Below are 12,646 nucleotides of genomic sequence, written 5' to 3' on the forward strand. Positions count from 1 at the left end.
GTGCGCTCACTGCTGGTGCAGGCCGCGCCCCGCGAGCGTCAGGAACGCCTCGCCCACCGCCTCCGACAGCGTCGGGTGCGCGTGCACGTGCCGGGCCACGTCCGAGGGCTCGGCGTCCCAGCCGACGATCAGCTGGCTCTCGGCGATCATCTCCGACACGTTCGGGCCGACCAGGTGCACGCCCAGCACCTGTCCGCCGCCGGCCTCGGCGACGACCTTCACCATGCCGCCCCGGCCGTGCACCATGCCCTTGGCGACGGCGGTCAGCGGCATCGTGTTGACGTCCACCTCGCGCCCACGCGCGCGTGCCTCGTTCTCGCTCAGCCCCACCGAGGCGGTCTGCGGCGAGGAGTACGTCACCCGGGGGACGGCGGCGTAGTCCACCGGGGCCGACGGCAGCCCCGCCAGCGTCTCGGCCACCAGCAGGGCCTCCGCGAACGAGGCGTGGGCGAGGCCGAGGGAGGGCGGCGGGAGCAGGTCCCCGACGACATGGATGCCCGGCACGGCCGTCTCCAGCCGGTTCCAGTCCGCCGGTACGACGAACCCCCGCCCGTCCGTCGCCAGGCCGGCCGCGTCCAGGCCCAGCCCCTCGGTGACCGGTGCCCGCCCGACGGCCACCAGCAGCCGCTCCGCCTCCACCGTGCGCATCTCGCCCCGCGCGGTGCGCACGCGCGCGCGTACGCCGCTCTCCAGCACCTCCGGGTCCAGCAGCCGGGCGCCCGCCCGCACATCTATCCCGCGCTTCTTCAGACCGCGCGTCAGATGCCGGCTCACATCGGCGTCCTCCAGCGGCACGATCCGCTCCGCGGCCTCCACCAGGGTGACCTCCGCGCCCATGGACCGGTGGAAGGAGGCGTACTCCACGCCGATCGCGCCGCCACCCAGCACCAGGACGGACGCCGGCAGCCCCGGCGCGAACAACGCGTCGTCACTGGTCACCACGCGCCGCCCGTCCGGCACGAGCCCCGGGAGCGTGCGCGGTCGCGAGCCGGTCGCGAGCACGATCCCACGGCGCGCGGTGAAGTCGTGCACACCGGGCGCGGATTGCGGCTGCGCGCCGTGTGCGCCTCCGTCCCGCACGCCCCCCACACGCACCGTGCGCGCCCCTGTCAGCCGCGCGCTGCCCTGCACCACCCGCACGCCGGCGTGCGCCAGATGCGCCTCGACCCCCTTGTGGTTGCGCGCCACGATGTCGTCCCGCGTGGCCACCAGCGCGGCCCAGTCGACCGAGTCCAGCGTGGCCTTCACGCCCCACCGCTCGCGCGCCTCGGCGATGCCGTCGACCAGCTCGGCGGCGTGCAGCATCGCCTTGCTCGGTATGCAGCCCCGGTGCAGACAGGTTCCGCCGACCTTGTCGCGTTCGACGAGGACGACGTCCAGTCCGAGGGCGGCGGCGCGCAGGGCGGTGGCGTACCCGCCCGTTCCGCCGCCGACGACGAGGACATCCGCTGTGTTCGTGGCCCGTGTGCTCATGTCCCCACCCTCCGCCCGCCCCTTGCCATGAGTCCAAGGCAATGTTGTTGTGGGAGCCATGCAGGGTTCTTATGGATCGGGAAGGGCGGCGCGGAGTTGAGCCTGCGGCAGATGGAGTACTTCGTGACGGTCGTCCACGAGGCGTCCTTCACCCGCGCGGCGGAGGCCCTGCACGTCACACAGCCCGCGCTCTCGCACCAGATCAAGGCCCTGGAGAAGTCGGTCGGCGGCGCCCTGCTGGAGCGCATGGCCCGCGGCGTGCGCCTCACCCCCATGGGACGGGCGTTCCTGCCGCACGCCGAACTCGCCGTCCGCAGCGCCGCACAGGCCCGCCGCGCGGCACGTGCCACCGCCGGCGCCGAGGGCGGTGAACTGCACATCGCCACCCTGCACTCCCTCGCCGTGGGCGTTCTGCCCGACGTCTTCGCCCGCTGGCGCACGGCCCGCCCCCGGGTCCTGCTGCGCCTGCACGAGTACGCCACCGCCGAGGCCCTCGAGGAGGCCGTGCAGCGGGGCACCGCCGACCTCGCGTTCGGGCCGGAGCCCGCCGACCCGCCCGGCACCGTCGTACCGGTCGGCGAGGAGGAACTCGTCCTGGTGGTCCCGTTCGACGACCGGCTCGCCGGCCGTACGACGGTGACGCTGCCGGAACTCGCCGACCGCGCGTGGATCCGCTGCGCCATGGAGCCCGTCGTGCACGGCGCGCGCTTCCTCGACTGGGCGTGCGGGCAGGCCGGGTTCGGGCCGCGGACCGCCGTGTGGACCGAGCACACCTCGACAGCCGTGCGCATGGCCGCGGCCGGCGTCGGGGTGTGCGCCGCGCCCGCCCACATCGTGCGCGGGGCCGTCGGTGAGGACTGCACGGTCCTCAGCCCCGACCCTGCCTGGAAGCGTCCGCTGGCGGTCTACGCGCGCGTGCCGCCCACCGGAGCCGCCGAGGCCTTCGTGGACCTCCTGCGCACTTCCTGGGCCGCTCTCGGAGACCTGCCGGAACAGCCGTACGAGGACTGCCGGCTGCCCGCCGCGCCGGTCCGCTGAGCCGCCTCATCCCTCCGCGACCCGCTCCAGCAGCACCACCGGCAGCCGGTCGAAAAGGTCCGCCACGCGCGCGTGCCCCGTGAACTCCCGCCCCTCGGCCAGCACGTCCGCCCACCGACCGGGAGGCAACGTCAGCCGGGTGTCCCGCCAGCCGCCCGCCTCCGCGAGCCGCAGCGACAGCCGGGTGACCGCCGTGACCGCCTCGCCGGAGCGTGCGAACGCCACACAGTGCTCGGCCGCCGCACCCTCGGCGGTCAGCGGTTCGTAGGACGCGGCCCGGCCGAAGGCGTCGGGACGCCGGGCGCGCAGCCGCAGGGCCGCCGCCGTCAGCGCGTCCTTCTCGCCGGGCGTCCGGGGCGGGAACGGCACCGGGCGCCGGTTGTCCGGGTCCACCAGCGCCCGGTACTCGCCCTCGGTGCCCTGGTACACGTCCGGCACTCCCGGCATCGTCAGATGGACCAGGGCGGTGCCGAGCACATTGGCCCGGACATGCGGGTCCAGCGCCTTGCGGAGCGCGGCCACGCGCTCGCCGGGCGCCCCGCACGGCCCGGCGGCGACGAACGCGGCCACCGCCTCCTCGTACGGCGGCTCCTGCTCCGTCCAGCTGGTGTACATGCCGGCCTCGCGCACATGCTTCAGCAGCGCCCGCCGCACCCGCTCCTCCTCGGCGGCCCCCAGTCCGAACACCGTCTGCCAGGCCGCCCAGGCCAGCTGCCCGTCCGGTACGCTCACGCCCTCTTCGGGCTGGTTCAACTCCGCCAGCAGCTCCGCCCACCGGCCGGGGCACTCGGTGAGCACGGCCAGCGCGGCGCGCACGTCCGCACTGCGCTTGGTGTCGTGCGTGGAGAGCACCGTGCCGGTGACCGGCCAGTCCCGCTGCACGCGCGCGCAGTACGCGTGGAAGTCCTCGGGGGACACCCCCGGCCGGCCCGGATCGCCGCCCACCTCGGTCGCCGACAGCAGGGGCACATAGCGGTAGAACGCCGTGTCCTCGACCGACTTGGCGCGCAGCGCCGACGCGGTCTGCGCGAACCGGGTACGGAACTCCACCCGGTCGGAGTGGTCCGGCGCCGACGGGTCTCCGGGCGGCTCGACGAGCAGCCGGCGCACGATCCCGACGGCCTCCGCCTCCTCGGGCACCACGAAGGCGAGCCGGGCCTCCTCGGCGGCCTCCTCGGTGACGACGGCGGCCGCGTCCCCGGAGGCGTACGGCCGGTACACCCGCATCCGGACCAGCAGCTCCTCCACGGCCGTGCGCAGCGCCCAGGAAGCCCGGTCCCGCAGCGCGAGGTCGGGCGAGGAGGCGCACAGCCGGGTGGCGACCCGCGTGAGCCGGTCGGTCTCGGCGGCCAGCTCGTGCGTGAGCACCTTGTAGGCCGCCCGCCGTACCGTCGCCTCCCAGTTGCCGCCCCGGTCCGTCTGCGGGGCCGCGAAGGCCCGGTAGCGGCCGAGCAGTTCGTACGCCCCCGTCTGGTCCGTGAACAGGCCGTCGACCTGGCGCAGGGCGTCGTACCCGGTGGTGCCCGCGACGGGCCAGGACGCCGGCAGCCGCTCGCCGTCGGCGAGGATCTTCTCGACCACCGTCCAGCGCCCGCCGGTCGCCTCGTGCAGCCGCGCGAGGTAGCCGTCGGGGTCGGCGAGGCCGTCGGGATGGTCGACGCGCAGCCCGTCGATCACTCCCTCGCGCAGCAGCTGGAGGACCTTGGCGTGGGTGGCGTCGAACACCTCCGGATCCTCCACACGCAGCCCGATCAGCTCCGAGATGCTGAAGAACCGCCGGTAGTTCAGCTCGGTGCGGGCCAGCCGCCACCACACCGGGCGGTACCACTGGGCGTCCAGCAGCTCCGGCAGCGGCAGCTCACCGGTGCCCGCGCGCAGCGGGAAGGCGTGCTCGTGGTAGCGCAGCACGTCGCCTTCGACGACGAGATGCTCCAGCTGGGAGCCGACCGGACCGCCGAGCACGGGCAGCAGCACCCGGCCGCCCTGCGCCTGCCAGTCGATGTCGAACCAGCGCGCGTACGGCGAGCCGGGGCCCTCGCGCAGTACCTCCCACAGGGCGTGGTTGTGGCGGGGCGCCATGGCCATGTGGTTCGGCACGATGTCGGCCACCAGGCCGAGCCCGTGCTCCCGCGCGGTGCGCGCCAGCGACCGCAGGCCCTCCTCGCCGCCCAGTTCCTCGCGCACGCGCGCGTGGTCCACCACGTCATACCCGTGCGGGGATCCGGGCACGGCCTCCAGGACGGGGGACAGGTGCAGGTGCGAGACGCCGAGCGACGCCAGGTACGGTACGGCCGCCGTGGCGGCGGCGAACGGGAACGCGGGCTGGAGCTGCAGCCGGTAGGTGGCCGTGGGCACCGCCGGTCCGGGTCGCGCAGAAGTCATGAGAACCTACGTACCCAGCCCGCCGGCTTTCGTGTCACCGGCCCCCGCACGGACGCACGCGCGTGTACCGGACGGCAGCCCCGCCGGCAGGCTGCCGTCCCGGGCTCGTCCGGTCCGCTACGCCGGCCGCTGCAGCACCGTCAGGCTGCGGTCGGGCAAGGTGATCCGGTCGCCCGCCCCGACCTTCGTACCGGACCCCGGCGGTACCCCGTCCGGCTGGGCGGTGTCGACGATCACCTGCCACTGCCGGCCGTGGTCGACCGGCACCAGGAAGTCCAGCGGCGCCGGGGAGGCGTTGAACATCAGCAGGAACGAGTCGTCGGTGATGCGCTCCCCGCGCGGGCCCGGCTCGGAGATCGCGTTGCCGTTCAGGAACACCGTCAGCGCGGACGCCCGCGCCGAGTTCCAGTCCCGCTGGGTCATCTCGGCACCCTCCGGGGTGAACCAGGCGATGTCGGAGAGCTCGTCGTGGGTGCCCTCCACGGGACGGCCGTGGAAGAAACGGCGCCGGCGCAGCACCGGGTGGTCCCGGCGCAGCCACACCATCGCACGGACGAACTCCAGCAGGTCGCTCTCCAGGGACTCCGGCCACTGCAGCCAGGAGATCTCGTTGTCCTGGCAGTAGGCGTTGTTGTTGCCGCGCTGGGTGCGGGCGAACTCGTCGCCGTGGCTGATCATCGGCACGCCCTGGGACAGCATCAGCGTCGCGAGGAAGTTCCGCATCTGCCGGGCGCGCAGCCGGAGCACCTCCGGGTCGTCGGTCTCGCCCTCCGCCCCGCAGTTCCAGGACCGGTTGTGGCTCTCGCCGTCGCGGTTGTCCTCGCCGTTGGCCGCGTTGTGCTTGTCGTTGTACGCGACGAGGTCGTGCAGCGTGAAGCCGTCGTGGCAGGTGACGAAGTTGATCGAGGCCAGCGGACGGCGGCCGTCGTCCTGGTAGAGGTCCGAGGAGCCGGTCAGCCGGGAGGCGAACTCCGCCAGCGCCCGCGGCTCGCCCCGCCACAGGTCCCGTACCGTATCCCGGTACTTGCCGTTCCACTCGGTCCACAGCGGCGGGAAGTTGCCGACCTGGTAGCCGCCCTCGCCCACGTCCCACGGCTCGGCGATCAGCTTCACCTGGGAGACCACCGGGTCCTGCTGCACCAGGTCGAAGAACGACGACAGCCGGTCCACCTCGTGGAACTGCCGGGCGAGCGTGGCCGCGAGGTCGAAGCGGAAGCCGTCGACGTGCATCTCGGTGACCCAGTACCGCAGCGAGTCCATGATCAGCTGGAGCACGTGCGGGGAGCGCATGAGCAGCGAGTTCCCGGTGCCCGTGGTGTCCGTGTAGTAGCGCGGATCGTCCGCGAGCCGGTAGTACGACGGGTTGTCGAGGCCCTTGAAGGACAGCGTCGGGCCCAGATGGTTGCCCTCGGCGGTGTGGTTGTAGACGACGTCCAGGATGACCTCGATCCCGGCCTCGTGCAGCGCCCGGACCGCCGACTTGAACTCCAGGACCTGCTGGCCGCGGTCGCCCCAGGAGGCGTACGCGTTGTGCGGGGCGAAGAAGCCGATGGTGTTGTAGCCCCAGTAGTTGCCCAGCCCCAGGTCGACCAGCCGGTGGTCGTTCACGAACTGGTGGACGGGCATCAGCTCGAGCGCCGTCACCCCGAGCCTGGTCAGGTGGTCGATGACGGCCGGATGAGCGAGCGCCGCGTACGTGCCACGCAGCTCCTCCGGCAGCCCCGGGTGACGCATGGTCAGACCCTTGACATGGGCCTCGTAGATCACCGTGTGGTGGTACTCGGTGCGCGGCGGCCGGTCGTCGCCCCAGTCGAAGTACGGGTTGATCACCACCGAGGCCATGGTGTGCGGAGCCGAGTCCAGGTCGTTGCGGCTGTCCGGGGCGCCGAAGTGGTAGCCGTACACCTCCTCGCCCCAGCGGATCGCGCCGCTGACCGCCTTCGCGTACGGGTCGAGCAGCAGCTTCGCGGAGTTGCAGCGCAGCCCGCGCCCGGGGTCGTACGGGCCGTGCACCCGGAACCCGTACCGCTGTCCCGGCATCACGCCCGGCACATACGCGTGCCGCACGAACGCGTCGCTCTCGCGCAGTTCCACCGCCGTCTCCGAGCCGTCGTCGTGCAGCAGACACAGCTCTACTCGGTCCGCGGCCTCCGTGAAGACCGCGAAGTTGGTTCCGGCGCCGTCATAGGTGGCGCCGAGCGGATACGCCTCTCCAGGCCAGACCTGCATGGATACGACTCTCCCAGGTGTGCTGCCGCCCTGGGGCCGCGTTGGCCCCCGAGTCTCCCGAAAGTGACGGAACCTTCCGTGTCTTGCGTCCCTCTTACCCATCGACCAGCGCACGCGACGGCGCTCGTACCCGCCGTGTGCCGAACCAGTGGGGCAACACGTACCCCCCGTGGGACCACGGGGAGCAGGGGGCCATGTGCGTGAGACAGTGCACCGCCATCTGGGAAAGTTAGTGGCAGGAGTGGCCCTCGCGACGGCGGGGACCGCCGCGGCGGTCGCGATCGCCCTGCCGGGCACGGCGGGGGCGGACGCGTCGGGAGGAGCGCGCGGCGGCGGTACGCAGGCCGGTCAGGGCCCGGACGGGGTCCGGCCCGCCGTCGTGGAACAGGCGCCGGCCGAGGGCGGCAAGGGCACCGGGCGCGACCCGCTGACCGGCGACGAGATCCGGCGGGCCGAGCGGATCGCCCTGACCGGGCAGCTGGCGCACACGGGCGAGAACGCGGCCGGCGGCCGGGGGCCGCAGCGCCTGAGCGCCGACCTCGCCGAACCCGAGGCCGGCGAGGCGGACGACCCCCGCGCGCCGCGCCGGGCCGACATCACCTTCTACGACTACCGGGACGACACCCTCGTCACCAAGACCGTCGACCTGGACACCGGCAAGGTGGAGCGGACCGGCACCCAGCGCGGCGTCCAGCCGCCGCCGAGCCGGGCCGAGAACGCCGAGGCGGCCCGGCTCCTGATCGCCGCCCCGCTCGGCGCGGGCCTGAAAGCCGACTACAAGGACGCCACCGGCCGGGAACTCACCTCCCCGGACCAGCTGCTGCTCAGCGGCGGCATCTACCGGGCGGTTCCGGGCGCCCGGCCCGCCGCCCTCGACCGGTGCGGCGTACACCGGTGCGTCCGGTTGTTCACCAAGGTCAGGAACGGACCCTGGATCGACACCAGGTCCATGGTGATCGATCTGAGCGCGCACAAGGTCACCGCCCTCGACCACGGCTGACCGGCTCTTCCCGACCTCTCCCTGCATCTCCTGCGAGGGAGCCACCGCATCTCCTGCAAGGGAGTCACCTCGTCATGCCCGAGTACCGATTCCGCCGTCCGCGCAGGGCCGCGGCCGTCGGACTGGCCGTGGCCGCGCTGACCGCCGGCGCCACGACCGCCGCCGGACCGGCCACCGCCCGGCCGAGAACCGCCGCAGCCGCGCCCGCCGCCGACTGCAGCGCCGCCTACCGCCTCGAACAGAAGCTCTCCACCGGCACGACCTGGCGCATGTGCTGGCACTACGACAGCAAGGCCGGCCTCGTCCTGGAGAAGATCAGCTACCAGCCCAGGGACGAACCGAAGCCGATCAGGGTCCTGAACAGCGCCCGACTCGGCCAGATCCACGTCCCCTACGACGACGGCGGGCACGAGTACAGCGACCTGACGGACGAGGACTTCGCCGCCGCGCTGATGAACCTGTCGCCCGCCGAGTGCCCCGGCGGCACCATCAAGTCCGTCAAGGTCCCCGACGCGGTCGACCCGGCCCACCCGGACGTCAAGGGCCTGTGCGCCACCACGCGTTCCCGCGGCCACGCCTACCGCCTGCACGACACCGGCTCGGACAAGGTCTACCAGGCCCAGGGCAAGGACTTCCTCGTCTACACCGTCAACCAGGTCGGCTGGTACGAGTACATCACCGAGTGGCGCTTCCAGGACGACGGAACGATCGCCATGAACGTCGGTGCGACCGGCAGCCTGTCCTGGGAGGACTACGACGCCGGCGACGGACGCGGCTGGCCCGTCGGCAAGGGCGCCAAGGCCTATGCCACCAGCCACAGCCACAACGTCTTCTGGCGGCTGGACTTCGGCCTCGACGGCTCGTCGAAGACGAAGGTCGAACAGTACGACTCGGCCGTCAGCCCCGGCACCGGCGGGCAGCACGGCCCGACCACGAAGACCACCCGCACGGAGGTCACCAGGGAACTCACCGGCGACCTGAAGGACTACCGCTGGTGGCGGGTGGTCAGCGCGACGGGGAAGAACAAGGACGGGCACGCCCGCTCGTACGAGATCGTCCCCGGACCCACCACCAAGTACCCCGGCCGCAGCTTCACCCGGCACGACCTGTACGTCACCGAGTACAACCCGTGCGAGCTGTTCGCCAGCGACAACCCCCGGACATGCGGCCACGGGCACCCCGCGGCGGTCGACAAGTGGGTCGGCGGACAGCCCCTGACGCACCCGGTGATCTGGATGAACGTCGGCTTCCACCACATCGCGCGCGACGAGGACCAGCAGCCCATGCCGGTGCACTGGCAGGGCTTCACCATCGCCCCGCGGGACGTCACGGCTATGAATCCGCTCACTCCCCGTGACCTGGCAGGACAGAACGGCCATTGGAACTGGCGTGGTTGACGAAAGCAGTTGAGAAGCCGACCTGTCCATCCGGCTGCACCGCCGACCCCTCGCGGAGTACCCTTCCTTGATCGTTGAGACGGGAAAGGCCCGGGGGAGCGGAAGGCGGTGCACGGGTGGGCTCGGGAGGGCTGGAGCTGCCCCCTGGTGACGAGGGTCACGAGGGGCACTCCACAGACGTCCCGCCCGGCGCGGTGTCCCTGGCCCGCCCGATGGACGCGGGATCCATCGGGCCGGAGCTGGACTGGGACGCCGACGCCTGGCGCGAGGTGCGTACCCGCGCCCAGCGGGCCGGCCGGGCCTACATCTGGCTGAACCTCGTCGAACAACGCCTGCGCGCGGTCGTGGCCGCCGTGCTGCGGCCCATCTACGAACCCGTCCACGGGGACGACTGGGTGGTCGCCGCGGCCGGCCCGGCCGGACAGGAGTGGGTCCAGCGCGCGGTCGCCGTGCGGGAGGTCAGCCGCCGCAAGGGCTACCTGCTCGACCCGGCCGACGACAACGTGCTCAGCTTCCTCACCCTGCCGCAGCTGCGCGAGCTGATGGTGCAGCACTGGCCGTGCTTCGAGCCCTACTTCGACGAGCGCCGCGACCTCGAACTCGCCCTGGACGAACTGGAGGTCACCCGCAACGTCGTCTCCCGCAACAGGGCGCTGTCGGAGGCGGTCCTGAACCAGGCGGAGCGCGCCTCGGCCCGGCTGCTGGAGATGCTCGGCGCCGGCGGTGACGTGCCCTCCGCACGCCGGCTGCCGGTGGACGCGGTCGAGGACCTGGTCGGCGACCGGTACGCGGACGTCGTGGCCGTCCATGCCGACCGGGTGCGGCTGATGCGCCAGTTCCCGGCCGAGGACCTCTTCGGCGGCGCACGCCGCCTCGACGCGATCGGCATCGGCCTCAACCTGCTGGTGCAGAACTTCTCCGGACGCCGTCTGCTCCGGCTCGCCGAGTCCGGCTGCCGGGTACGGCTGCTCTTCCTCAACCCGGCCTCCAGTTCGGTCAAGCGCCGCGAGCGCGAGCTCGGGATGAAACGGGGCGAACTGAGCCGGTCCGTCGAGATGAACATCCTGCACATGCGCCGGGTCCGCTCCCGGCTGCGCGACCCGGGCGCCTTCGAGATCCAGGTCTACGACGAGACACCGCGCTTCACCGCCTACCTGGTGGACGGCGACGGCGCCGACGGCATCGCGGTGGTGCAGTCCTATCTGCGCGGAGCGCGCGGGATGGAGTCGCCGGTACTGGTGCTGCGCAACGGCAGCAGACTGGTCAAGTCGGACGAGGTTGGCGAAGCCGGTCTTTTCCCGACATACCGCGAGGAGTTCGATCTCGCCTGGGCGGATTCGCGCCCGGTGTCCTGAACTGTCCGTGACGGCAAGCGGAACGCGGTCCTCGGATTGTCAGTGCCGCGTGCGATGGTGGAGGCCACTGGGGGAAAGCACCACCAAGAAGGGGGGACGCCCATGGGCTGGCACCGGGAGCTGCTGATCGGCTTCGACCTGGAGACGACCGGGACCGATCCGCGCGAGGCGCGCATCGTCACCGGCGCGGTGATCGAGGTCAGGGCCGGTGAGCCCGTGGGGCGCAGGGAATGGCTGGCCGATCCGGGCGTGGAGATCCCTGCCGACGCGGTGGCGGTGCACGGCATCAGCAACGAGCGGGCGGCGGCCGAGGGCCACCCGGCCGACCGGGTGGCCGACTCCATCGCCGACGTCCTGGTGGGGTACTGGAAGACGGGCGTCCCGGTCGTCGCCTACAACGCCGCGTTCGATCTCACCCTGCTCTCCGCGGAACTGCGCCGCCACGCCCTGCCGTCCCTCTCCGACCGCCTGGGCGGCCCCGCCCCCGCCCCGGTCATCGACCCCTACACCATCGACCGCTGGGTCGATCGCTACCGCCGCGGCAAGCGGAACCTGGAAGCGGTGTGTGCCGAGTACGGCATATCCCTCGACGCGGCCCACACGGCCCCCGCCGACGCCCTCGCCGCAGCGCGGCTCGCGTCCGCGATAGCCGACCGCCACCCGAAGATCGCCGCACTCGGCGCCGCCGAACTCCACCAGCGGCAGATCCAGTGGTACGCGCAGTGGGCGGCGGACTTCCAGGCGTTTCTGCGCCGCAGGGGTGAGCCGGACGCGGTGGTTGACGGCACGTGGCCCCAGCGGGAGCTGACCGAGAACCAGCCGGCGTAGTCGCCGGCGGCGAGCACTGTCAGAACGGGTACCAGCGCACCGTCTCGTCCCCGTCCCGCAACGACCCCACCCGTCGCCGAAACTCGGCCAGCGCCCTCGGACTGCTCGGCGCGTGCTGGGCCACCCACGCGCAGCTGGCGGTCTCCCGGGCGCCGCGCAGCACCGTACAGCCCTCCCACTCCCGCACGTTCCACCCGTATGCCTCGGTGAAGGAGTCGTACGCCTCGGCGGGCAGCCCGTACCGGTCGCGGGAGAGCGCCATGACCACCAGGTCGTGCTCGCGCAGGTCGGCGGAGAAGGTCTCCAGGTCGACCAGGACCGGCCCGTCCGGCCCGACGTGCACATTGCGGGGCAGCGCGTCACCGTGGATCGGGCCCGGCGGCAGATGGGGCGTCAGTGCCGCCGCGGCCGCCGCGAAGCCGTCCCGGCGCGCACGCAGGTACGCCGCGTCGTCGGCGTCGATCGCGTCGCCCGCCAGCCGCAGCCACCGCTCCACGCCACCCAGCAACTCGCGCGGCGGCAACGCGAAAGGAGGAGAGGGAAGTGCGTGCACGATCCGCAGCAGCCGCGCCAGATCCCCCGGCTCGGCGGGACGTACGGGCTCGGGCAGCCGGTGCCACACGGTCACCGGATGGCCCTCCACCAGCCGCGGCTCCGGCTCGGCCGCCCGTACCGCCGGCACGCCCGCCTCGGCCAGCCAGCGGGCGATGTCCAGCTCACGCCGCGCCCGCTCCAGCAGCTCGGCGTCGCGGCCCACCTTCACCACCAGGTCGCCGGCGGCGAACACCGCGTTCTCACCGAGGGCGAGGAGGGCTGCGTCCCGGGCCGGGCCCGGCAGCACTCCCGCCGTGGCCAGTACGTCCCGTGCCCGTGCCTCGTCCATCGTGCCGCCTCCGTGCCGTCCAGCTGGGGTGCGTGTGCCGTACCCGGCCAGTCTCGCATTC

Annotated in this window: 9 protein-coding genes; 5 read left to right on the forward strand and 4 right to left on the reverse strand. The window is 72.9% G+C overall.

Features of this window, described 5'->3' with window-relative positions; translation table 11 throughout:
• Window positions 1–6: 6 nt before the first annotated feature.
• A complete protein-coding gene (lpdA, locus tag ACZ7GZ_RS02550; protein ID WP_471020277.1) occupies window positions 7–1,473 on the reverse strand; it encodes a dihydrolipoyl dehydrogenase in 1,467 nt (488 codons plus the stop codon).
• Window positions 1,474–1,569: 96 nt separating this feature from the next.
• Between lpdA and ACZ7GZ_RS02555 the strand changes: the two genes are divergently transcribed.
• Entirely contained in the window at window positions 1,570–2,511 is a 942-nt protein-coding gene (locus ACZ7GZ_RS02555; protein WP_471020278.1) for a LysR family transcriptional regulator, read from the forward strand.
• Between the two features lie 6 nt (window positions 2,512–2,517).
• Here the strand turns inward: ACZ7GZ_RS02555 and treY are convergent, their stop codons facing one another.
• Together treY and glgX are read right to left on the reverse strand one after the other, a co-directional pair.
• A complete protein-coding gene (treY, locus tag ACZ7GZ_RS02560; protein ID WP_471020279.1) occupies window positions 2,518–4,893 on the reverse strand; it encodes a malto-oligosyltrehalose synthase in 2,376 nt (791 codons plus the stop codon).
• Between the two features lie 117 nt (window positions 4,894–5,010).
• Window positions 5,011–7,122, reverse strand: a complete 2,112-nt coding sequence (glgX, locus tag ACZ7GZ_RS02565; protein ID WP_471020281.1) for a glycogen debranching protein GlgX — start codon at window positions 7,120–7,122, stop codon at window positions 5,011–5,013.
• 196 nt (window positions 7,123–7,318) lie between these two features.
• On the opposite strand from glgX, the gene ACZ7GZ_RS02570 reads away from it, so the two are divergent.
• The 4 genes from ACZ7GZ_RS02570 (at window position 7,319) to ACZ7GZ_RS02585 (ending at window position 11,702) form a co-directional block, all read left to right on the forward strand.
• A complete protein-coding gene (locus tag ACZ7GZ_RS02570; protein ID WP_471020284.1) occupies window positions 7,319–8,122 on the forward strand; it encodes a Tat pathway signal sequence domain protein in 804 nt (267 codons plus the stop codon).
• Window positions 8,123–8,196: 74 nt separating this feature from the next.
• Window positions 8,197–9,519 carry a copper amine oxidase gene (locus ACZ7GZ_RS02575; RefSeq protein WP_471020287.1) on the forward strand — a complete coding sequence of 441 codons (1,323 nt, stop codon included), beginning with the start codon at window positions 8,197–8,199 and terminating at the stop codon, window positions 9,517–9,519.
• A 116-nt stretch (window positions 9,520–9,635) separates the two neighbouring features.
• Window positions 9,636–10,874 carry an SAV2148 family HEPN domain-containing protein gene (locus ACZ7GZ_RS02580; protein ID WP_471020289.1) on the forward strand — a complete coding sequence of 413 codons (1,239 nt, stop codon included), beginning with the start codon at window positions 9,636–9,638 and terminating at the stop codon, window positions 10,872–10,874.
• Window positions 10,875–10,976: 102 nt separating this feature from the next.
• On the forward strand, window positions 10,977–11,702 hold the full coding sequence (locus ACZ7GZ_RS02585) for an exonuclease domain-containing protein (RefSeq protein WP_471020291.1): 726 nt from the start codon (window positions 10,977–10,979) through the stop codon (window positions 11,700–11,702).
• Window positions 11,703–11,721: 19 nt separating this feature from the next.
• On the opposite strand, the gene ACZ7GZ_RS02590 is transcribed toward ACZ7GZ_RS02585, so the two are convergent.
• Window positions 11,722–12,585, reverse strand: a complete 864-nt coding sequence (locus ACZ7GZ_RS02590; RefSeq protein WP_471020293.1) for a phosphotransferase enzyme family protein — start codon at window positions 12,583–12,585, stop codon at window positions 11,722–11,724.
• Window positions 12,586–12,646 lie beyond the last annotated feature (61 nt).

The organism is Streptomyces sp. NPDC037288 (assembly GCF_055603265.1).